The organism is Ancylobacter sp. GW821-FHT10E12, from assembly GCF_058809335.1.
Genome location: NZ_JBXASN010000004.1, coordinates 56,881 through 78,453, shown reverse-complemented (window position 1 = coordinate 78,453; position 21,573 = coordinate 56,881). Strand labels below are relative to the sequence as shown.

Genomic DNA, 21,573 nt, shown 5'->3' with positions numbered 1-21,573 from the left:
CCCGATCCGCCTCCGGCCGGCTAGGCTGACGCCTATCGTCAAGCATGAGGCCACCATGTCGGATCAGGACAAGCTCGCGAAGCTGCGGGCGAAATATGCGGACATCCCAGGCGGGGTCGTCTTCGACCCCACCTTCAAGAAGGTCGCCGAGCTCCAGTTCAAGGACGGCGGCAAGCGGGTGTGGCCCTGGGCCAATGCCGCCACCCTGCTCGGCGCCCCCTATCGCCCGGATGCCGCCGAACTGCCGGATTTCGACGGCCTCGACATGGCGCTGATCGGCGTGCCGATGGATCTCGGCGTCACCAACCGCGCCGGCGCCCGGCTCGGGCCGCGCGCGGTACGCGCCATCGAGCGCATCGGGCCCTACGAGCATGTGCTCGGCATGGTGCCGGCGGCGGAGGTGAAGGTGGCGGATATCGGCGACATGCCGTTCCGCTCGCGCTTCAGCCTGGAGAGCTGCCACGAGGACATCGAGGCGTTTTTCAAGAAGGTGGTCGCGGCCGGCGTGATCCCGCTCGCGGTCGGCGGCGACCATTCGATCACCGGCTCGATCCTGAAGGCGGTCGGCGAGACGAAGCCGGTCGGCATGCTGCATATCGACGCCCATTGCGACACCAGCGGCGTCTATGAGGGCTCGAAGTTCCACCATGGCGGCCCGTTCCGCCAGGCGGTGCTCGACGGGGTGCTCGATCCCGAGCGCACCATCCAGATCGGCATTCGCGGCGGCGCCGAGTTCCTGTGGGAATTCTCCTACGAGAGCGGCATGACCGTCATCCACGCCGAGGAGGTCACCGGCATGGGCGTGCCGGCGATCATCGAGAAGGCGAAGGCCGTGCTCGGCGACGGGCCGGTCTATGTCTCCTTCGACGTCGACAGCCTCGACCCCGCCTTCGCGCCGGGGACGGGGACGCCGGAAATCGGGGGCCTCACCTCGCGCGAGGTGCTGGAGATCCTGCGCGGCCTCAACGGGCTCGACGTGGTCGGCGGCGACGTGGTCGAGGTGGCGCCCCAGTACGACGCGACCTCCAACACCGCCCATGCGGCGGCGCAGGTGCTGTTCGAGATCTTCTGCATGTCGGTAACGGCGCACAAGGCGCGGAAGGGGAGTTGATGCGCCTCGCCATGCTGCAGACGGCGGGAGACCGCCAGGGCCGCCTCGCCGCCAATCTCGAGCGCCTCGGCGAGGCGGCGGGGCGGGCGGCCGCGGGCGGCGCCGATCTGCTGCTGGCGCCGGAGATGTTCCTCTCCGGCTACAATATCGGCCGCACCGCCCTGCAGGCACGCGCCGAGCCGCCGGACGGCCCCTCCGCCCGGCATGCCGGCATCCTCGCCCGCCGGCACGGCATCGCGCTGTGCTACGGCTATCCCGAGCGCGGACCGGACGGCGCCATCTACAATGCGGCGCGGCTGGTCGACCGCACCGGCGCGGTGCGGCTCAACTACCGCAAGACCCATCTCTACGGCACGCTCGACCGCGACATGTTCGCGCCCGGCGGCTCGCTCGGCGAGATCGTGGAAGTGGCCGGCTTCAAGGTCGGGCTGCTGATCTGCTACGACGTCGAGTTCCCGGAGGCGGTGCGCACGCTGGCGCTGGCCGGCGCCGACCTCGTGCTGGTGCCGACCGCCAACATGAAGCCCTTCGCCGGCGTCTCCAAGGTGGTGGTGCCGGCGCGGGCCTTCGAGAACCTCGTCTATGTCGCCTATGCCAACCGCGTCGGCACCGAGGGCGAGCTCGACTATCTCGGCATGAGCTGCGTCGGCGAGCCGACCGGCGGCCATGTCGTGCTGGCCGGCGAGGAGGACGGGCTCATCTTCGCCGATCTCGATCCGGCGCATCTGGCGGTCGCCCGCGCCGCCAACAGCCACCTCGCGGATCGGCGGCCGGGGCTCTACGGCGCTCTCGTCCGCCCCTGAGAAACAGGCATCTGAAAAGCAGAACGGCGCGCCGGCCCTGAAGGCCGACGCGCCGGGCTGACCGACACCCATGGGGTGCAGGGAAGGCGTATCAGTGCGCGGGCTGCCCGTGCGCCGCCGTCGCCTGAACCGGAGCCGTCTCGCTCGCCGTGCGGGCGATGAAGCGGCTGCGCAGCGGCTTCAGCACGAACATGGCGAGGAAGGCCGCCATGGCGTTGAGGCCGACGGCGATGGCGAACACCGCGTACCAGCCGTAGCGCGCCGCCACCACGCTGGCGAGCGGCACCAGCAGCGCCGCCGTGCCCTTGGCGGTGTAGAGCATGCCGGCATTGGTCGCGGCGAATTTCGAGCCGAACGTGTCGCCGCAGGTCGCCGGGAACAGCGAGTAGATCTCGCCGAACACGCCGAAGAAGCAGGCGGTGGCGATCACGAAGATCACCGGGTTCGAGCCGTGATAGACGAGCAGCAGCAGCATCGCCGCGGCGGTGCCGAAGGCGATGAACATGGTGTTCTCGCGGCCGATGCGGTCCGAGACATAGCCGAAGATCGGCCGGCCGAAGCCGTCGAAGATGCGGTCGAGCGAGATCGCCAGCGTCAGCGCCACCGCCTGCAGGCCGAGGATGTTCACCGGCACGTCGGCGACGCCGAGGTCATGCGCGATCGGGCCGATCTGCGCCGCCGCCATCAGGCCGCCGGAGGCGACCATGACGAACATGAGGTACAGCATCCAGAACACCGGCTTGGTCACGGTCTGCGCCGGGCGGTAGTCGATCTTGCTCTGCGGCAGCGTGCTCGCCTTCTTCGGCGGCGCGATCTTGTGCTTGGGCGGATAAAGGAAGAACGACATCACGCAGACGATGGCGCCCTGGCCGATGCCGAACCAGAAGAACGCCTGCTCGTAGCCGCGGGTGGCGATCATCGCGGCGATCGGCACCACGGTGAGCGCGGCGCCGGCACCGAAGCCGGCCGCGGTGGCGCCGGCGGCGAGGCCGCGGCGATAGGGGAACCATTTCAGCGCGTTGCCGACGCAGGTGCCGTAGACCGCGCCGGCGCCGATGCCGCCGAACACCGCGCCGGCATAGAGCATGGGCAGCGAGGCGGCGTAGGAATTGGTGATCCAGGACAGCGAGATCATCACGCCGCCGAACAGGATGACGAGGCGCGGGCCGTAGCGGTCCACGAACCACGCCTCGATCGGCACCAGCCAGGTCTCGGTGAGCACGAAAATGGTGAAGGCCAGCTGGATCGCGGCCCGGCCCCACTGGTGCTTGGCGTCGATGGGATCGACGAACAGCGTCCAGCCATATTGAAGATTGGCGATCATCGCCATGCAGACGATGCCGCAGCCCAGCTGAACCCACGGTTCCCAGGAGCGCATTGCCGGTGTGTTGGTGTCCATCGGTGTTTCCTCGACCTGAATGCTGAAAACCACGGTTCTTTGCCGACCGCTTGCGGGACGGGACGCCGGCGGCGCCGCCCGTGCATATTGCTCCGCCCTCACCTTTCAGAACGGCTTCCCAGGGCCGGTGAACGCAACCTGACCGAACGTAAATACTTACGCCGGGTTAGATCGCATCAGGTGATGACGGGTCATTTTATGCCCGTCCACAAAATACCACAGCAATTATGTTGCTCAAATTAAATTTTCGACACGGTCAATACACAATAATCGTTATGTGCGCTGGGCATATACATTCGATTTCTTGACCGCATACCTTCCGTAAGGTCGCTACATACGAACGTATCTCGATGTCGATCATGCGGGACGCGACCGGCCCGGTGCCGAAATGGGCGATGCATGACGCAAGGTTCGTCCGGCGCGACATTGCGCGTCGACGGCGCGAAGGGCGGCGTTCCGGTTCCGGCGTCTAGGGAAGATGCGGCCCTGTCGCAGAGGCAGATGCGGTCGACGCTGCGGCAAGGCGGCGCGCGGCGCGGTGGAACCCGGAGCCGGCGGCCGGCGTTCCAGTACCACTCGTCATGCGGCGCGGAGCCGTCCGAGTCGGACATCGCGCCGCAAGCCAATAAGGGGATACCATGAACCGAACCGTGCTTTACGCCGTCATCGCCGTGCTGGCGGTGGTCGCCGGCGTTTTCGCCTATCAGGCCTATGAGCGCGACCAGAGCACGATGCAGATCGAGGTCGGTCCGAAGGGCGTGAAGATCGATCCGCCGGGCTGAGGCACGGCCCTCCCCGATCGACGGCGGGGTGCGCTCAGATGACCGCGAGCGCGCCCTGATAGAGCATCCAGCTCAGCAGGCCCATGACGCCGAAGCTGATCGCCGTGGCGACGATGCCGGCGCAGATGAAGACGCCGTCGCGCTCGACCAGGCCGAGGCCGAGAATGCACACCGCGATGCCCGGCGGCAGATTGCCGAAGATGGGGATGGGCAGCAGCAGCAGCAGCCCCAGCACTACCACCAGCCCGCCCACCACGAGGCGCGCCGAGGCGTTGGAAAAATATGACAGCCGCGGGCGGGAATAGCCTTCGAAGCGGCGGATCCACGGCAGCGCGCCGTTGATCACCTTTTCCAGCAGCGACCGCGAGAAGGTGCGGCGGGCGATCCAGCCCGGCAGCCACAGCTCGTCGCGCCCCATGGTCATCTGCACGCCGACGAGGCACAGGAGCAGGCCGCAGATCACCGGGATGCCGGGCGGCATGGGCAGGCAGTTCGGCAGGCCGAGCAGCAGCAGCGACAGGCCGAACGCACGGTTGCGCAGGGCGTGCACGACTTCGCCGACGCCGATCCGTTCCGCCGAATGGGCGGTGACGAGCGCGCTCAACAGCTCCGACGTGCGCGGAGAACGATGATCCACGAGCCTGACCAAATGCCTACGACACCGCAAGGCGCCCGGTCGGCACCTCGTTAGGCGCCCTCATAACACGCTGAAAGCGGCAATGAGAGGGCATTCTGCACGAAAGCCCGCCGGCCAATCTCCGCCCATGGTTCAGTTGAGCCGGAAAATACCGTCCACCGGGCGCAGCTCCGCCGGCTTTATCAGCCGGGAATGGCTGACCGTCACCGAATGCAGCGGCCCTTCCAGCTCGCGCTTCCAGAAATCGAGGAAACGCGTCAGCTCGGGGAAATGCGGACACAGATCGTAGTGCTGCCAGAGATAGGTCTGGAGCAGAAAAAGATGGTCGGGCCGGCGGTAGAGAATGTGGGCGGTGGTCAGGCCGTAGCCGCTCATCTGCTTGACGAAATCCGCCGAGACCGGCGCAGCGTCGGATGCCATGCGGAACCTCCTTTCGCGAATAAAGCCACGAAATGATGGGCGCACCGCCGGAGTCGGGCAAGCGTAAAATTTGCATTTTCCGTTCAATATCAATGCGCTGGCAGCATAGGCGACAGAGTGCTGACAGCTGGCGCCAATCGGTGCTGGCACTCTCATGGAATGACTGCTAAAAATCCGCCGCCACCTCTTGCGCGCCTCCCGGCTGCCACCTAGATGGACGCCGACGATGCATGGGGGCGGCAGATCCGCAATGGATGCCCGAACCGGCGTCGTTCGGCAAATTCACCGATCGTTCAAGACTTTCTGGAGAGAACCGATGAAGTTCCGTCCCCTGCATGACCGCGTGGTGGTCAAGCGTATCGATGCGGAAGAGAAGACCGCAGGCGGGATCATCATTCCCGATAGCGCCAAGGAAAAGCCCTCGCAGGGTGAAATCGTCGCCGTCGGCCCCGGCGCCCGCGACGAAGCCGGCAAGCTCGTCCCGCTCGACGTCAAGGCCGGCGACCGCGTGCTGTTCGGCAAGTGGTCCGGCACCGAGGTGAAGCTCGACGGCGTCGAGTACCTCATCATGAAGGAATCCGACATCCTCGGCATCGTCGAGGGCGCCGGCTCGGCCAAGAAGGCCGCGTGATCCGCCGGAGTTCGCGAGCCCGGCCTCTCCGATAGAGCGCCGCGCGGCTCCCGGACTCCGAACCGCGAACCCATAACTCATCGGAGTTTCAGGATATGTCTGCCAAGGAAGTCAAGTTTTCCGGCGATGCGCGCGACAAGATGCTGCGCGGCGTCGACATCCTCGCCAATGCGGTGAAGGTGACGCTCGGCCCCAAGGGCCGCAACGTCGTCATCGAGAAGAGCTTCGGCGCCCCCCGCATCACCAAGGACGGCGTCACCGTCGCCAAGGAGATCGAGCTCGAGGACAAGTTCGAGAACATGGGCGCCCAGATGGTGCGCGAAGTGGCCTCGAAGTCCAACGACCTCGCCGGCGACGGCACCACCACCGCCACCGTGCTGGCCCAGGCGATCGTCCGCGAAGGTGCCAAGTCGGTGGCCGCCGGCATGAACCCGATGGACCTGAAGCGCGGCATCGACCTCGCGGTCGAGGCCATCGTGGCGGACCTGAAGAAGAACGCCAAGAAGGTCACCTCCAACGACGAGATCGCCCAGGTCGGCACCATCTCCGCCAATGGCGATTCCGAAATCGGCAAGTATCTCGCCGAGGCCATGCAGAAGGTCGGGAACGAGGGTGTCATCACCGTCGAGGAAGCCAAGACCGCCGAGACCGAGCTCGACGTCGTCGAGGGCATGCAGTTCGACCGCGGCTATCTCTCGCCCTACTTCATCACCAATGCCGAGAAGATGCGCGTCGAGTTCGAGGATCCCTACATCCTCATCCACGAGAAGAAGCTCTCGGGCCTCCAGGAGCTGCTGCCGGTTCTCGAAGCCGTGGTGCAGACCTCCAAGCCGCTGCTCATCATCGCCGAGGACATCGAGGGCGAGGCCCTGGCCACGCTGGTCGTCAACAAGCTGCGCGGCGGCCTCAAGGTCGCGGCCGTGAAGGCTCCGGGCTTCGGCGACCGTCGCAAGGCCATGCTGCAGGACATCGCCATCCTGACCGGCGGCACCGCGATCTCCGACGATCTCGGCATCAAGCTCGACACGGTGACCCTCAACATGCTCGGCCGCGCCAAGAAGGTGGTGATCGAGAAGGAGAACACCACCATCGTCGACGGCAACGGCGCCAAGAAGGACATCGAGGGCCGCGTGGCGCAGATCAAGGCGCAGATCGAGGAGACCTCCTCGGACTACGACCGCGAGAAGCTGCAGGAGCGCCTGGCGAAGCTGGCGGGCGGCGTCGCGGTGATCCGCGTCGGCGGCGCCACCGAGATCGAGGTGAAGGAAAAGAAGGACCGCGTCGACGACGCGCTGCACGCCACGCGCGCGGCCGTTGAAGAAGGCATCCTGCCGGGCGGCGGCGTCGCCCTGCTCCGCGCGATCAAGTCGCTCGACGGCGTCAAGACCGCCAATGCCGACCAGAAGACCGGCGTCGAGATCGTCCGCAAGGCGGTGCAGTACCCGGCTCGCCAGATCGCGTCCAACGCCGGCGAGGACGGCTCGCTGATCGTCGGCCGCATTCTGGAGAAGGACAGCTACTCCTACGGCTTCAACGCCCAGACCGGCGAATATGTCGACATGTACAAGGCGGGCGTGATCGACCCGGCCAAGGTGCTGCGTTCCGCGATCCAGAACGCGGCGTCGGTGGCTTCGCTGCTGATCACCACCGAGGCGATGATCGCCGAGCTGCCGAAGAAGGCCGGCGCGGCTCCGGCCATGCCGGGCGGCGGCATGGGCGGCATGGGCGGCATGGATTTCTGAGGAAATCCACTCCGCCCATGCGGATCGGTCGGGACCGAAGCCGGGCCTGCCCGGCTTCGGTGGCGGCATGGATTTCTGATCCAAGCCCATCGGCTCTTGAAATTCGAAAGGGCGCGGCGAAAGCCGCGCCCTTTTCGTTTGGGCGCAGGGGCGGCTCCCGGAAGACATCTTTCGAGGCCCGCTGCGCTCGCGCCTCAGGATGACGGTCGAGTGAATGTCGGTGAAAAAGGTCTTCGATCGCCGACGACCGCCGGCAGGCTCCATGCGCGCTTCCGCAATTCCTTGCGTTTCGTCTGAGCCACGTCATCCTGAGGTGCCCGGCGCAGCCGGGCCTCGAAGGATGGTCGACCGGGAGCCGACCCCATGGGTGCCTTCGTCTACATGCTGCGTTGTGCGGACGGTTCCTACTACGTCGGCTCCTCCACCGGCGACAGCCTGGAAAAGCGGGTGAACGAGCACCACAATGGCGTGTTCCCCGGCTACACCTTCTCCCGGCGCCCTGTCGAACTGGTCTGGTCCGAGCATTTCGCCACGGTCACGGACGCGATTGCCGTTGAGCGGCAGTTGAAGGGCTGGAGCCGGGCGAAGAAGGAGGCGCTTTTGCGCGGCGATTGGGTGTCCGTGAGCCGCCATGCCCGACGGCCTTCGGCGAGGGACGGCGTTGGCGGATAGGACACCGGGTCCCGCTGATGCATGGCTCAAGCATCCTTCGAGGCTCGCTGCGCTCGCACCTCAGGATGACGTCGCTCACTAGGTTATCCGTTTCGGCACCTGCGCATATTCGGCGTTCCATCCGAGCCCGTCATCCTGAGGCGCCCGGCGCAGCCGGGCCTCGAAGGATGCTCAAGCGGCGCACCCGCTCCCCCGCTCAATCCAGCGTCTGCCGGAAACGCTTCACCGCTATGGTCATCGCCACCAGCATGATCGCCACCAGCATGACGATGTCGCGCACGAGGTCGCCCGCATCCGCCCCCTTCAGCATGATGCCGCGCACCATGCGCAGGTAATGCGTCAGCGGCATGGTCTCGGAGAGGTACTGCGCCCAGATCGGCATGCCGGCGAAGGGGAACATGAAGCCCGACAGCAGGATGTTCGGCAGGAAATACATGAAGGTCATCTGCACCGCCTGCAGCTGGTTCTGCGCCAGCGTCGAGAAGGTGTAGCCGATCGACAGGTTGGCGATGATGAACAGCACGGTCAGCGCGATCAGCAGCCCCGGCGAGCCGATCATCGGCACCCCGAACAGGTAGAGCCCCGCCACCACGATCATCGACGCCTGCCCTATCCCGACCATCACATAGGGCGCGATCTTGCCGAGCATGATCTCCACCGGGCGGATCGGCATGGCCAGCAGCGTCTCCATGGTGCCGCGCTCGATCTCGCGCGTGACCGAGAGCGCCGTGAAGATCAGCATGGTCATGGTGAGGATGGTGCCGAGCAGGCCGGGCACGATGTTGAGCTGCGTCACCGCCGCCGGGTTGTAGCGGGCATGGGTGAGGATCTCGAAGGACGGCGGCGCGCCTTCGAGGCCGGAGCCCTTCGGCCCGCCTTCCTGCGCGAAGCGCTCGCGCTTGATCGAGGTCTCGACGAGCGTGCGCAGGGTGGCGATGGCGCTGCCGGAGGCGACCGGATCGGTGGCGTCGGCCGCCACCAGCATGGAGGGGCTCTCGCCGCGCCGCACCGCCCGCTCGAAGCCGGCGGGGATCTCGACGATGAACGACACGCGGCCCGCGCGCATCAGGTGATCCGCCTCCGCCGCGCTGGAGGGATGGCTGACCACCGCGAAATATTTGGTGTTCTCGATCGCCGCCAGGATCGAGCGGGTGAGCGAGGTCTCCTCATAGGCCAGCACGGCGGTCGGCAGGTGGCGCGGCGTGGTGTTGATGGCGTAGCCGAACAGGATCAGCTGCAGCAGCGGAATGCCGAGCATGCTGGCGAACGAGATCCGGTCGCGCGCCAGCTGCAGGAACTCCTTGCGCATCATGGCGCCGATGCGCCGGAGGAAGCCGGAAGCGGCATCGACGCGGCTCATCGGAAATTGTCCTTCGACCGGCTCATGAGATCGATGAACACGTCCTCCAGCGTCGGATCATCCCGCCGCCAGGCGAGGCCCTGCCGCTGGCGCAAGGGTTCGATCGCCGCCTCCAGCGCCGCCGCGTCATGGCCGCCGACATGCACGCTGGCCCCGAACGGCGCCACCATGTCGATGCCCGGCAAGGCCGCGAGCTCGCGCGCCAGCGCCGCCGGATCGCCGCCCGACACGCTCCAGGTGACGAGGCCGGCGCCGGCGATCACCGCGTCGACGGTGCCCTGCGCCAGCAATTCGCCATAGGCGATATAGGCGATCTCGTGACAACGCTCGGCCTCGTCCATGTAGTGGGTGGAGACCAGCACGGTGAGCCCGTCGGCGGCGAGCTCGTGGATTTGCGCCCAGAATTCGCGGCGCGCCTTGGGATCGACGCCGGCGGTCGGCTCGTCGAGCAGCAGCAGGTCCGGCGACGGCAGGATGCAGGCGCCGAGCGCGAGGCGCTGCTTCCAGCCGCCGGAGAGCGAGCCGGCGAGCTGGCGGTCGCGCCCGGTGAGGCCGAGCCGGTCCACCGCCGCGGTCGCGGCGCCGGCCGGGTCCGGCACGCCATAGACGCGGGCGACGAATTCGAGATTCTCCCGCACCGAGAGATCGGCATAGAGGCTGAAACGCTGCGTCATGTAGCCGACATGGCGGCGGATGGCGCGCGCCTGCGTGAGGATGTCCATGCCGAGGCAGGTGCCGCGCCCGGAATCCGGGGTCAGCAGCCCGCACAGCATGCGGATGGTGGTGGTCTTGCCGGAGCCGTTCGGCCCGAGGAAGCCGTAGATCTGGCCGCGCTTCACCCGCATGGTGAGGTCGCGCACCACCACGCGGTCGCCGAAGGACTTGCTCAGCCCCTCGACCTCGATCGCGTAGGGCGCGTCACGGGCCTTGTCCGCCGCCTCGCTCACGGCACCAGCTCGACGGTGATCGGCTGGCCGGGGCGCAGCTCGAGCGGATCGTCGGGCCGGGCCTCCAGCAGGAAGACCAGCTTGGCGCGCTCGTCGAGGCTGTAGATCACCGGCGGGGTATATTCCGCCTCGGTGGCGATATAGCTCACCGTCGCGGCGACGCTCCCCTCGCAGCCGTCGCAGGTGACCGTCACCCGGGCGCCCAGGCGAAAGCGGGCGAGGTCCGGCTCCGGCACGAAGAAGCGCATTTTGATCAGGCCGGGCGGCAGCAGGGAAAGCACCGGCCGGCCGACCGGCACCAGTTCGCCGGGACGGAAATACACCGTCTCCACCGACCCCTCCGCCGGGGCACCCAGCTTGCGGCGATCGAGCCGGGTCTGCGCGGAAGCGAGGCTCGCCTGCGCCGCGTCGATCGCCTTCTCGGCGGCGGCGATCTGGTCCTCGCGCGACCCCATGCGGGCCACGTCGATCTGCTTGCCGACCTCGTCGAGCGCCGCCTGGTTCTGGTCGAAGGTGTGCTGGGCGGTGTCGAGCGCCGCCTTGGAGCCGACCTGCTTGGCATAGAGGTCCTTCTGGCGGTCGAGCTCGATGCGCGAGAGGTCGAGCGCGGCGGCGGCCCGCCTTTGGCCCGCCTCCAGCACCGCCACTTCCTCGGGCCTCTGCGCGCTCGCCTGCAGGTTGGCGAGCTGGGAGCGGGCCTGCTCCAGGCTGGCCTTCGCCGCATCGACATCGGCCTGCTGCAGCGCCGGGTCGACCTCGAACAGCGGCTGGCCGGCGGCGACCCGGTCGCCCTCGTCGACCTTGAGCGCGGTGACGCGGCCGGCCTCATCGGGCCCGATGAACAGCAGATCGGCTTCCGCATAGCCCTGATAGCGCGTCGGGCCGGCGTCGAAGCATCCCGCCAGCGCCAGCAGCGCCGACAGCGCCATCGCGAACCGCCCCATCGCCCAAAACCGCCTCATGCGTCCCTCCAGCCCAGTCCACGCATGACGATCTCGGCATGGGCCATGAACATGCCCGCCGTATCGAGCTTCTCGTGCCGCCCGAACAGCCCGTCCCACGCCGCCGCCAGCAAGAGCGGCGCGATCAGCAATTGCGGAAAGCGCAGCGCCGCGTCGGAGGTTATCTCGCCGCGTTCGAGCGCCCGCGCATTGATCGCGCGCAACAGGCCGAGCCCGCGCGAGACCACCTCGCGATAGTAGAAATCGGCGATGTGCGGGAAGCGCTCGCCCTCGGCCAGCATCAGCCGGATGATGTGCCGGCGCGGGGTGGCGATCGCCTCCGACTGGATATGCGCGAACATCATGAACAGGAAGTCGCGGGTCGAGCCCTCGAAGCCGGCGAATTCGCGCTCCAGGGCGCCGAGGATCGGGTCGGCGGCGTCGTGCACCAGCCCCTCGAACAGCGCGGTCTTGTCGGTGAAGTAGAGATAGAGCGTGCCCTTGGCGATGCCGGCGCGGCGGGCGACATCCTCCATGCGGGCGCCGTTGAAGCCGTGCTCGGCGAAGACCGCGAGCGCGGCATCGAGAATGGCACGCCGGCGCTGCTGCGCGTCCGGCCGCTTGCGCGCCGGCGCCTTCCCGGGAGGGTCGACAGGGTCGGACATGACAACGACCTATAATGACTGACCGGTCAGTCATTATAGTATATCGGGATGCGAGAGAAGCGGATAAAAAAGAAGCGGGCGCCCGCATGGGGCGCCCGTCCGATCATCTGTCGCGCCCTTGCCGGGCGCGCCTCTGCTCAGGGCCTGACTCATCATTCAGTCCGGCCGATCGAATGCGACTTTCTCTGCCCTCATGCCGGGGCTCGACCCGGGCACACAAACTGTCTTGCTCGCACCCGCGTAGAGGCTGGGTCCCCGGGGCAAACCCCGGAATGAGGGTGCATTTGAGCTTCCGTCAGTTGAAGGCGCCGAGCGGGATGAACTGCGTCTCGCCCGAGGAGCCGTCGACGCCGTCATTGTCGGTGACGATATAGGCGTTGCCGGCGGCGTCGAGGGCGAAGCTCTCGATCTTGTCGAGCACATAGCCCTTCGGCGCCTGCAGCAGCGGCAGCAGGTCCTTCGCCTCGCGCTTGGCCAGCACCGGCGGAGCCGCCTCGCTGCCGACCGCCACCGGGGTGACGCCGTTCAGCGACACGAAGAACAGCTTCTTCAGCCGGGCACTCGGGCCGACCTGGTTGTCGCGCTCGACCACGACGAGCCCGTCCTTGTAGGCGGTGAGCTCGGAAATGCCGACCCAGCCCTTTTCCGCCTTCTCCAGGGGATAGCGCACATAGGCGAAGCTCCTGGTCGCCGGCTTGTAGGCGATGAGCTTCACGCTACCCTTGGGGTCGTCCTTCCACTCACGCTGCACGCCGAGCCACACCGTCTCCTCGGTGCCGGTGCCGGTGACGGTCACGCCCTCGAAGCCGTAGCGGCTGGCCTGCGACGCCAGCGCTTCCGGCAGCGCGATCTCCTCGGCGATGGAGCCGTCGGCATTCACCCGCACCAGCAGATTCTGCGTCGGGTTTTCCTTCTTTTCCGGGTTGCCCTCGGAGGCGACCCAGAAGCCGCCTTCCGGCCGCACCGCGATGCCTTCGAGGTCGAGTCCCTTGGCCGGCTGGCCGTCGCGGGTGATCACCAGGGCGCCGGTGATCTTCGCCGGCCTGGCGGTGGCGTCGACGGTAAGGATGCGGGCCTGCGCATAGGCGCTGTCGGTCACCGCATAGAGCTTGCCGGGCTGTTTGGCGTCGGCGGCGAAGCCGGAGAGCGCCCCCCACCAGATCGGCAGGCCGCTGGCGTCGTTCTCGGAGAGGATGGTGGGGTAGCTCGGCGCGCCGGGCGCGCGCTGATAGAGCGTGACCACCGAGCCGATGCCGCCGTCTTCGCGCAGGTCGGTCTCGCTGGCGGTCACGAACAGGTCGCGGCCGGGAATGGCGAGCAGGCCCTCGGGACCGATGCCGCCGGGCAGGACCTGAAGCAGTTCGGGCGCTTGCCCCTCACCCTTGTCGCGATAGACGAACACCAGCGAGGCGCGCTCGGAGCCGGCGAAGATCAGCTTGTCGCCGCCGAAGGTCGCGACTTCCGCGCCCTCCATCTCGATGCCCTTCTTGTTGCGCTTCTCGGGATAGTGGCCGAGCCGCACCGCCATGTGCTCGGGCGCGGTGCCGGAGGCGAATACCAGCTTGCCGGTCTTGTCGAACACGGTGAAGCCGCGGGTGCCGCCCTTCCAGTCACCCTCGTCGGCGACGACGAAGCGGTTGTCGTCGATCCACTGCACGGCGTCGGGCTCGCGCGGCACGGCGGCCATCTTGCCGGTGAGGTCGACGACGCCGTCCTTCTTCACGTCGATCCTGTCGAGATCGACGGTGCCGGCGGAGAAATGCGCCGTCACCTTGCCGGTGGTCAGGTCGACAATGGCGATGTGGTTGTTCTCCTGCATCGTCACCACCGCCTCGTTGCGGGCGTTGATGTCGACGAATTCCGGCTCGGGATCTTCCGGCGCCACGGCGGCGAGGCCGGTCATGTCGACCACCTTCCTGGCCGCGCAGTCGAGGGCGCCGCCCTGAAGCGGGAAATAGGTGAGGTTGCCGGCGGGAAGCTGCGGGATGGCGCCGTCGTTCTTCTCCTCGTCGCGCTCGTTCTCGATGGCGATGGCGAGGAAGGACGCATCCGGGCTCTTGGCCAGCGAATCGGGCTGGCCGCCGAGGTCGCAGGCGGCCTCGACCTTGCGGGTCGCGAGGTCGACCACGGCGAGGAAGCCCGAGGGCTTCTCCTTCGATTCGGAGGTGACGACGCCGACATAGGCCTTGGAGCCGATCACCACCGCCGAGGTCGGCTCGCCGTCGAGCGCGACGATGCCGGCCGGCCTGGGCGCGCCGGCCTCGGAGATGTCGATCAGGCCGAGGCGCTTGCCGGGGCTGTCGGTGTAGACGAGCGTGCGCCCGTCCTCGGTCACGGTGATGATCTCGGCCGCGGTGCTCGCCTTGGCGTCGGCGCCGGCGGGCAGGTTGTCGATCACGTTGAAGGTGGCGATGCGGTTGAAGCTGGGGGGCGCGGTCTGCGCCATCGCCGCGCCGGCGCCGAGCACCGCGAGCGACACGCCGGCCATCAAAATCGAGCGCATGGAAGGATCCTCATCCTGACGCGGGGTCAGCCCGCTCTGCGGCCTTCAAAGCCGGCGGCGATGACACGCCGATGACAGTTGCGGCGAAAAGGCGGTGGCGGGCCGTGGCGATTGCGACTTTCGTATCAGCCGAAATGTCGCAGATTGACCAATTAGGACTTGCGCTTGCCCCTGGGTCATCGTCTGCTGATCGCATCGGGTCAGAGCGCGAAAAGCGCCGCCCGGCGGGCGTGACGCCCGCGGAGGACACGCCACAGGAGGAACCGCCCCATGACCGATACGTCAGGGAAGAACGCCGACGCGCGCGAGAATGCCACCCCGTCCCGCCGCCGCTTCATCGCCACGGCTGCGGCGGCGGCCGGCGCCACCGCCGTCGCCGTCGCCGCGCCGGCCGTGCACGCACAGGCGCCGATCAAGCTGAAATTCCAGTCGACCTGGCCGAACAAGGACATCTTCCACGAATTCGCCGGCGACTTCGTCAAGCGGGTGAACGGCATGACCGGCGGGCGCGTCGAGCTCGACCTGCTGCCCGCCGGCGCGGTGGTGCCCGCCTTCCAGATGCTGGACGCCGTCTCGGCCGGCATTCTCGACGGCGGCCACGGCGTCGCCGCCTATTGGTACGGCAAGAACAAGGCCTTCTCGCTGTTCGGCACCGCCCCCGCCTTCGGCTGGGATGCCGACGAGCTGCTCGGCTGGGTACGCTATGGCGGCGGCCAGCAGCTCTATGACGACCTCGTGCAGAACACGCTGAAGCTCAACGTGGTCGGCATGCTCTCCGGCCCGATGCCGAGCCAGCCGCTCGGCTGGTTCAAGACCGAGATTACCAGCATCGACCAGATGAAGGGCATGAAGTACCGCACGGTCGGCCTCGGCGCCGACCTGTTCAAGGAGCTCGGCGCGGCGGTCACCATCGTGCCCGGCGGCGAGATCGTGCCGGCCATCGACCGCGGCCTGTTGGAGGGCGCCGAATTCAACAACCCCTCCTCCGACCTGGTGCTCGGCTTCCCCGATGTCGCCAAGGTCTACATGATCCAGAGCTACCACCAGGCGCTCGAATGTTTCGAGATCCTGTTCAACAAGACCAAGTACGGCAGCCTGCCGCCGGACGTGCAGGAGATCATCAAGGCGGCGGCCGACGCCACCTCCTCCACCATGATGTGGAAGGCGCAGGACCGCTACTCCAAGGACCTGGAGGCGATCAAGGCGCGCGGGGTGAAGGTGCTGCCGACGCCCAAGCCGGTGCTGGAGGCGCAGCTCAAGGCGTGGGACACGGTGATCGCCAACCTCTCCGCCGATCCGGTGTTCAAGAAGGTGGTCGACAGCCAGAAGGCGTGGGCGCAGCGCATCGTCGGCTTCCGGCTGCAATACGAGCCGGATTCGAGGATGGCCTACGACCACTTCTTCCCCTCCGCCTGAGGGCGGGGCGAGGCGGCGGGGGTGCGTGCCATGCCCGAAATGGCGCGAACCCTTGCCGACGACTTCCATCGACGTGCCGTGCCGCGCGGCCGGCGCTCTTTTCCTCTCCCCGCCCGAACCCGGCTGCAGCCGGGTTCGGCTCCGGCAGGGCCGGAGCTGGAAACGTCCGGCTTCGGCGGAGAGGTGGCCCACCCACGGGTCTCGCCTTCGGCGAGCCCGAGGACAGGCTTCGCGGGTCGGTGAGGGGGATGCGCCGGCAGCCGGCCGGGCGGGACCGTCCCGCCGAGTGTGGCGGGTCGGCAGAAGCTCCCGAGGTCCGGGGCGCCCTCCGCCTCACCCAACCCTCTCCCCGGCGGGGAGAGGGCTTTTCCGTGCAACCTCACCGTCCGAGCGCCTGCCGCCGCCCCCTCCCCGAGGCCACTCCATGCAATCCATCCTCCTCGCCGTCGACCGGCTGAACGCCTTCATCGGCAAGGCCTTCGCCTGGTGCATCGTCATCCTGACGCTGGCGATCTGCTACGAAGTGTTCCGCCGCTACATACTGCGCGACCCCACCACCTGGGCCTACGATGTCAGCCTGATGCTGTATGGCGCGTTGTTCATGATGGCGGGCGCCTATACGCTCTCGCGCAACGGCCATGTGCGCGGCGACTTCCTCTACCGCAACTGGCGCCCGGTGACGCAGGCCAAGGTCGACCTCGTCCTGTACTTCCTGTTCTACTTCCCCGGCATCCTGGCGCTGATCTATTCCGGCTGGGGCTATTTCCAGCTCTCCTACATGCTCAACGAGCATTCCTCGTTCAGCCCGGACGGGCCGGTGATCTGGCCGTTCAAGGCGATCATCCCCATCGTCGGCGTGATGATGCTCGCGCAAGGGGTCGTCGAGGTCGTGCGGTGCATCATCTGCATCCGCGGAGGCGACTGGCCGCAGCGCCTGCACGATGTCGAGGAGCTGGAGAAGGTCATCCTCGAAGAGGCCGCCGCCCGGAAAGAGGCCGCCCTCAACGAGGCCGAGCGCGAAGCCACCACGCGGGGAGCGCTGTGATGTTCCTGTCCGAGCCCGCCCTCGGCATCCTGATGCTGGTGCTGTTCCTGATCTTCCTGATGCTCGGCTTCCCCATCGCCTTCACGCTGATGGCGCTGGGCGTGGGCTTCGGCTACTTCACCCAGGGCGACAGCATCTTCAACCTGTTCGTGCAGCGCACCTATTCGGTGATGGCGAACGACGTGCTCATCTCGATCCCGCTGTTCCTGTTCATGGGCTATGTGGTCGAGCGGGCCAACATCCTCGACCGGCTGTTCCGCTCGATCCAGCTCGCCGCCGGCTGGCTGCCCGGCTCGCTGGCGGTGGCGACGCTGATCACCTGCGCGCTGTTCGCCACCGCCACCGGCATCGTCGGCGCGGTGGTGACGTTGATGGGGCTGCTGGCCTTCCCGGCGATGCTGCGCGCCGGCTACGACACGCGGCTCGCCGCCGGCGTGGTCTGCGCCGGCGGCTGCCTCGGCATCCTCATCCCGCCGAGCGTGATGCTGATCCTCTACGGCGCCACCGCCGGCGTGTCGGTGGTGAAGCTCTATGCCGCCGCCTTCATCCCCGGCGTCGGCCTCGCGCTGATGTACATGACCTATGTCATCGTCCGTGCCGTGCTGAACCCGTCGCTGGCGCCGAAGCTGCCGGCGGCGGAGCGCCATGTGCCGGCGCTGACCGTCGTCTGGGCGCTGCTGACCTCGTTCCTGCCGCTGGTGCTGCTGATCACCTCGGTGCTCGGCTGCATCATCCTCGGCCTCGCCACGCCCTCGGAAGCGGCGGCGATCGGCGCGCTGGGCGCGGTGCTGCTGGCGCTGGCCTATCGCAGCTTCGACTTCACCAAGCTGAAGGACTCGGTGTTCCTCACCGCCCGTGCCTCGGCGATGGTGTGCTGGCTGTTCGTCGGCTCGGCGGTGTTCTCGGCGGTGTTCGCGCTGCTCGGCGGTCAGCGGGTGGTGGAAGAGTTCATCATGTCGCTCGACCTCGGGCCGATCGGCTTCCTGCTGCTGACCCAGGTGATCATCTTCATCCTCGGCTGGCCGCTGGAATGGACGGAGATCATTGTGATCTTCCTGCCGATCTTCCTGCCGCTGCTCGACCATTTCGGCATCGACCCGATCTTCTTCGGGGTGCTGGTGGCGCTGAACCTGCAGACCTCGTTCCTGTCGCCGCCGGTGGCCATGGCGCCGTTCTACCTGAAGGGCGTGGCGCCCAAGCACGTGTCGATCGACGAGATCTTCTCCGGCGTCATGCCGTTCATCGCCATTGTGGTCGTGGCGATGGCGCTGCTCTACATCTTCCCCGGCATCGCGTTGTGGCTGCCGAACTATCTCTACGGGGGATGAGCAGAGGTTTGCGAGCGGCGCGCGTGGGTGCGTCCTTCGAGGCCCGGCGGCGCCGGGCACCTCAGGATGACGAGGGTCGATATTTCGACGAAGAACCTTCGTCATGCTGAGGTGCGAGCGGAGCGAGCCTCGAAGCACGCACGCCTCCGCCCCTCCATTCCCATCGGCCCGTCACGCCGTCGCCGAGGCGCCCTTCGGGTCGCCCGGCGCGGTCTTCCAGCCGAGCGCGGGGAAGCGCACCACCCGGCGGCCGCGGAAATCCGCCTCGCAGACGAGGTGGCCGCGCTCTTCCATATAGGTCAGCAGCCAGCGCCCGCGCGAGGGCGAGCGGCTGCCATAGGCGCGGGCGAGCGCCTCGTCGGCCGGCGAAGGCGCCCCCTCCATGCCGGCGCGGGCGAGCAGCAGGAACACGCCCTGCATCTCCTCCGGCAGCCCCGCCGCCTGCTCGACGGCGCGGCGCCAGTCGCCGTCGCGCCCCTCCTCGATCCCGTCGAGGCCGGCGCGGGCGATGGCGAGGCGGCGGGTGAACTCGGCGAGGTCGGGAATGCGCGAGCCGACCCGGCGCACCCGGCAATGCACCAGGAAATCGGGATAGAGCGTCGCCGCCGAGCGGAACGGCGCCTCGGGGTCGGCGAGGAACTGGCGCACGATCTCCTCCACCAGCGCCTCGCGCTCGGCATCCAGGGCGGCGGCCGCCTCCGGGTCGTGCGGGGCGGCGACCGGCGCCGCGGCGTTCTCCAGCCGCGCCAGCACCTCCTCGGCGGAGGGGCCGGCCGGCCGCGTGGCGGGGGCCGGCGCCGGCAGGCCGCTATCGTCGAAGATCAGGTCCTGCATGTCGCCGGACGCCATGTCCGGCAGCGGCATCAGCGCCGGGCGGCCGTTGCGGGTGCCGGTCTCGACGAAGCCGATCTTCACCGGCAGCGGCCGGCGCGACAAGGCCGGGCCGAGCGCCACGAAGGAGCCGGTATTGAGATCGCGGAAGCTTTCCGCCTGCCGCTTCTCCATGCCGAGCAGGTCGGCCGCGCGCGCCATGTCGATATCGAGGAAGGTGCGGCCCATCAGGAAGTTGGAGGCCTCGGCCGCCACGTTCTTGGCCAGCTTGGCGAGGCGCTGGGTGGCGATGACGCCGGCAAGGCCGCGCTTGCGGCCGCGGCACATCAGATTGGTCATCGCCGAGAGCGAGGCGCGCCGCGCCTCCTCGGAGATTTCCGCCGCGCCGGCGGGGGCGAAGAGCTGCGCCTCATCGACCACGACGAGCATGGGGAACCAGTAGTCGCGCTCGATGTCGAACAGGCCGCCGAGAAAGGCGGCGGCCGAGCGCATCTGCGCGTCGGCGTCGAGCCCTTCGAGGTTGAACACCACCGAGGCGCGATGCCGGCGGATGCGGGCGGCGATGCGGCCGATCTCGCTCTGGGTGCGCTCGGCGTCGATCACCACATGGCCGAAGCGCTCGGCCAGCCCGACGAAATCGCCTTCCGGGTCGATGATCGCCTGCTGCACATGGCCGGCGCTCTGCTCCAGCAGTCGGCGCAGCAGATGCGACTTGCCGGACCCGGAATTGCCCTGCACCAGCAGGCGGGTCGAGAGAAGCTCCTCCAGATCGAGCCGCACCGGCTGTCCGGCCGTGCTGGTCCCGAGCTCGATGGCGATGGTCATTGCCTGCTTCTGGTCCCGATTGTCTCGTGTGCCATTGTCCCCGCTCCGCTCTATCACCTGCGCGGCGGCGGCGAGCGGCGGATCGGGAGAAGTCCACAGATTCGCGCCGTCCCGGCAAGAGGACATCGACGACGGGCATCGACTTCGGGCCGCGGCTCGGACAATCTGGCGGCATGTCCGGCACGGCGCTCTTCACCATCGGCTACGAACAGGTCAACGCCTCGGCGGTGCTCGACGAGCTCGCCAATGCGGGCGTCGAGCTGCTGGTCGACGTGCGGGCGGTGGCGAACTCTCGCCGGCCGGGCTTTTCCAAGCGCCAGCTCGCCGCCGGCGTCGAGGAGCGCGGCATCTCCTACCTGCATCTGCGCGGCCTCGGCACGCCGGCGGAGGGAAGGCAGGCGGCGCGCTCCGGCCATCACGAGACCATGCGGCGCATCTATGCCGAGCATCTGGCGACGCCCGTCGCCATCGAGGAGATGGACGAGCTGGTCCGCCTCGTCGGCGCCGGACGGCGGGTCTGCCTGCTGTGCTTCGAGCGCCATCCCGAGCATTGCCACCGGTTGCTGGTGGCCGATCTCGTCTGCGAGCGGGTCGAGGTACCGGTGACGCATCTGATGCCCTCGCCGCTGTAACGTCATACCGCGACAATTTATATGCATCTCATGCGTGCATTTATCGGATGCGCGCGCGCCGGTCGATTGCCGAGGCGGCGGCCGGATGCTCGGATGGAGCGAAGGACGGAACTCCACAACCGGATCGGAACGGCATGGCGGGCCTTGGCCGGCTGGCATTGCGGCAGATCCTCGTCGGCATGGCGGCCGCCGGGGCGGGCACGCTTGCCGGCGCCGAGGAGCTCGCCATCCGCAACCTCTTCGTCGACCGGACGTATTTCTATTCCGGCGTCGATATCGCCCGCGACACCTCCTATGGCTGGGCCGGCGCCGCCTGGGCGCCCTTCGGCACCATGAACGAGGAGGGTTTTCGCCTGCGCGTCCAGGGCGGCGCCGGGCGTTATTCCTACAGCACCGACTATGTGCCGGGAGGCTGGAACGACGCCTCGAAGACCGAGGGCGAAGTGCTGGCTGGCCGGCAGTTCTTCTTTGGCGCGCACGCGCTCGCGCTCTATGGCGGCGTCAATTTCCGCGAGGACACGCTCGACCGGCCGGACCCGTCCAACCGCGACCAGGGCAGCCATGTCGGGTTGAAGGCGGTCGCCGAATGGTTCTACCGGCCGGCGCCGGACTGGGTGGCCACCGCCGCCGCCGGCGCCTCCACGGCCGACGAGACCGCCACGCTGCGCGCCACGGCGGGCCGGAAGCTGGCCGACTGGATCGAATTCGGCACCGAGGCCGCGGCCTCCACCGACTGGTTCTCCAACACCGCCGGCGCCGGGCTCTACATCGCGAATCCCCTGCCCGGCCGGCAATGGCGCGCCGCCGGCGGCTGGCGCTGGAGCAGCGACAGCCCGGACGGCGCCTATGGCACGCTGTCGCTCTACGCGCCGTTCTGAGGGGA

At 68.0% G+C, this 21,573-nt stretch carries 20 protein-coding genes; 11 read left to right on the top strand and 9 right to left on the bottom strand.

What is annotated here, in order from left to right; translation table 11 throughout:
• Window positions 1–55 precede the first annotated feature (55 nt).
• Window positions 56–1,111 carry an agmatinase gene (gene speB / locus AC1RU4_RS06395; RefSeq protein ID WP_492890207.1) on the top strand — a complete coding sequence of 352 codons (1,056 nt, stop codon included), beginning with the start codon at window positions 56–58 and terminating at the stop codon, window positions 1,109–1,111.
• Window positions 1,111–1,914: a carbon-nitrogen hydrolase family protein gene (locus AC1RU4_RS06390; RefSeq protein ID WP_492890206.1), complete on the top strand. Its 804-nt coding sequence runs from the start codon at window positions 1,111–1,113 to the stop codon at window positions 1,912–1,914. The genes speB and AC1RU4_RS06390 overlap by 1 nt, the downstream gene beginning before the upstream one ends.
• Before the next feature lie 91 nt (window positions 1,915–2,005).
• Here the strand turns inward: AC1RU4_RS06390 and oxlT are convergent, their stop codons facing one another.
• Window positions 2,006–3,313: an oxalate/formate MFS antiporter gene (gene oxlT / locus AC1RU4_RS06385; RefSeq protein WP_492890205.1), complete on the bottom strand. Its 1,308-nt coding sequence runs from the start codon at window positions 3,311–3,313 to the stop codon at window positions 2,006–2,008.
• A 638-nt stretch (window positions 3,314–3,951) separates the two neighbouring features.
• On the opposite strand from oxlT, the gene AC1RU4_RS06380 reads away from it, so the two are divergent.
• On the top strand, window positions 3,952–4,095 hold the full coding sequence (locus tag AC1RU4_RS06380) for a hypothetical protein (RefSeq protein ID WP_492890204.1): 144 nt from the start codon (window positions 3,952–3,954) through the stop codon (window positions 4,093–4,095).
• A 34-nt stretch (window positions 4,096–4,129) separates the two neighbouring features.
• On the opposite strand, the gene AC1RU4_RS06375 is transcribed toward AC1RU4_RS06380, so the two are convergent.
• Both AC1RU4_RS06375 and AC1RU4_RS06370 read right to left on the bottom strand, forming a co-directional pair.
• Complete coding sequence (locus AC1RU4_RS06375) at window positions 4,130–4,699, bottom strand: exopolysaccharide biosynthesis protein (protein WP_492890203.1); 570 nt, start codon at window positions 4,697–4,699, stop codon at window positions 4,130–4,132.
• Window positions 4,700–4,864: 165 nt separating this feature from the next.
• Window positions 4,865–5,152, bottom strand: a complete 288-nt coding sequence (locus AC1RU4_RS06370; protein WP_492890202.1) for an usg protein — start codon at window positions 5,150–5,152, stop codon at window positions 4,865–4,867.
• A 316-nt stretch (window positions 5,153–5,468) separates the two neighbouring features.
• Here AC1RU4_RS06370 and groES point away from each other — a divergent pair, with 316 nt between their 5' ends.
• The 3 genes from groES (at window position 5,469) to AC1RU4_RS06355 (ending at window position 8,197) form a co-directional block, all read left to right on the top strand.
• Window positions 5,469–5,783 (top strand): co-chaperone GroES, encoded by a 315-nt coding sequence (groES, locus tag AC1RU4_RS06365; RefSeq protein ID WP_492890201.1) that lies wholly within the window; start codon window positions 5,469–5,471, stop codon window positions 5,781–5,783.
• Window positions 5,784–5,878: 95 nt separating this feature from the next.
• Window positions 5,879–7,525: a chaperonin GroEL gene (gene groL / locus AC1RU4_RS06360; RefSeq protein ID WP_492890200.1), complete on the top strand. Its 1,647-nt coding sequence runs from the start codon at window positions 5,879–5,881 to the stop codon at window positions 7,523–7,525.
• Between the two features lie 363 nt (window positions 7,526–7,888).
• Entirely contained in the window at window positions 7,889–8,197 is a 309-nt protein-coding gene (locus tag AC1RU4_RS06355) for a GIY-YIG nuclease family protein (RefSeq protein WP_492890199.1), read from the top strand.
• A gap of 196 nt (window positions 8,198–8,393) precedes the next feature.
• Here the strand turns inward: AC1RU4_RS06355 and AC1RU4_RS06350 are convergent, their stop codons facing one another.
• From AC1RU4_RS06350 to AC1RU4_RS06330, 5 genes are all read right to left on the bottom strand, one after another.
• Window positions 8,394–9,557, bottom strand: a complete 1,164-nt coding sequence (locus AC1RU4_RS06350; protein WP_492890198.1) for an ABC transporter permease — start codon at window positions 9,555–9,557, stop codon at window positions 8,394–8,396.
• Window positions 9,554–10,504, bottom strand: a complete 951-nt coding sequence (locus tag AC1RU4_RS06345; RefSeq protein WP_492890197.1) for an ABC transporter ATP-binding protein — start codon at window positions 10,502–10,504, stop codon at window positions 9,554–9,556. Before AC1RU4_RS06345 ends, AC1RU4_RS06350 begins: the two co-directional genes overlap by 4 nt.
• Window positions 10,501–11,466, bottom strand: coding sequence for an HlyD family secretion protein (locus AC1RU4_RS06340; RefSeq protein WP_492890196.1), 966 nt, complete (start codon window positions 11,464–11,466; stop codon window positions 10,501–10,503). The genes AC1RU4_RS06345 and AC1RU4_RS06340 overlap by 4 nt, the downstream gene beginning before the upstream one ends.
• Window positions 11,463–12,110, bottom strand: coding sequence for a TetR/AcrR family transcriptional regulator (locus AC1RU4_RS06335; RefSeq protein WP_492890195.1), 648 nt, complete (start codon window positions 12,108–12,110; stop codon window positions 11,463–11,465). Before AC1RU4_RS06335 ends, AC1RU4_RS06340 begins: the two co-directional genes overlap by 4 nt.
• A 295-nt stretch (window positions 12,111–12,405) precedes the next feature.
• Window positions 12,406–14,613 carry an esterase-like activity of phytase family protein gene (locus AC1RU4_RS06330; RefSeq protein ID WP_492890194.1) on the bottom strand — a complete coding sequence of 736 codons (2,208 nt, stop codon included), beginning with the start codon at window positions 14,611–14,613 and terminating at the stop codon, window positions 12,406–12,408.
• Between the two features lie 270 nt (window positions 14,614–14,883).
• On the opposite strand from AC1RU4_RS06330, the gene AC1RU4_RS06325 reads away from it, so the two are divergent.
• The 3 genes from AC1RU4_RS06325 to AC1RU4_RS06315 all read left to right on the top strand — a co-directional run bounded on the left by AC1RU4_RS06325 (window position 14,884) and on the right by AC1RU4_RS06315 (window position 18,402).
• A complete protein-coding gene (locus AC1RU4_RS06325) occupies window positions 14,884–16,029 on the top strand; it encodes a TRAP transporter substrate-binding protein (RefSeq protein ID WP_492890193.1) in 1,146 nt (381 codons plus the stop codon).
• Between the two features lie 424 nt (window positions 16,030–16,453).
• Window positions 16,454–17,074 (top strand): TRAP transporter small permease subunit, encoded by a 621-nt coding sequence (locus AC1RU4_RS06320; protein ID WP_492890192.1) that lies wholly within the window; start codon window positions 16,454–16,456, stop codon window positions 17,072–17,074.
• Entirely contained in the window at window positions 17,074–18,402 is a 1,329-nt protein-coding gene (locus AC1RU4_RS06315; protein WP_492890191.1) for a TRAP transporter large permease, read from the top strand. Before AC1RU4_RS06320 ends, AC1RU4_RS06315 begins: the two co-directional genes overlap by 1 nt.
• Before the next feature lie 171 nt (window positions 18,403–18,573).
• Here the strand turns inward: AC1RU4_RS06315 and AC1RU4_RS06310 are convergent, their stop codons facing one another.
• Window positions 18,574–20,058 carry a helicase HerA domain-containing protein gene (locus AC1RU4_RS06310; protein ID WP_492890190.1) on the bottom strand — a complete coding sequence of 495 codons (1,485 nt, stop codon included), beginning with the start codon at window positions 20,056–20,058 and terminating at the stop codon, window positions 18,574–18,576.
• A gap of 173 nt (window positions 20,059–20,231) precedes the next feature.
• Here AC1RU4_RS06310 and AC1RU4_RS06305 point away from each other — a divergent pair, with 173 nt between their 5' ends.
• Both AC1RU4_RS06305 and bcsS read left to right on the top strand, forming a co-directional pair.
• Window positions 20,232–20,690 carry a DUF488 domain-containing protein gene (locus AC1RU4_RS06305; RefSeq protein WP_492890189.1) on the top strand — a complete coding sequence of 153 codons (459 nt, stop codon included), beginning with the start codon at window positions 20,232–20,234 and terminating at the stop codon, window positions 20,688–20,690.
• Window positions 20,691–20,824: 134 nt separating this feature from the next.
• Window positions 20,825–21,568, top strand: coding sequence for a cellulose biosynthesis protein BcsS (gene bcsS, locus AC1RU4_RS06300; protein WP_492890188.1), 744 nt, complete (start codon window positions 20,825–20,827; stop codon window positions 21,566–21,568).
• Window positions 21,569–21,573: the final 5 nt, after the last annotated feature.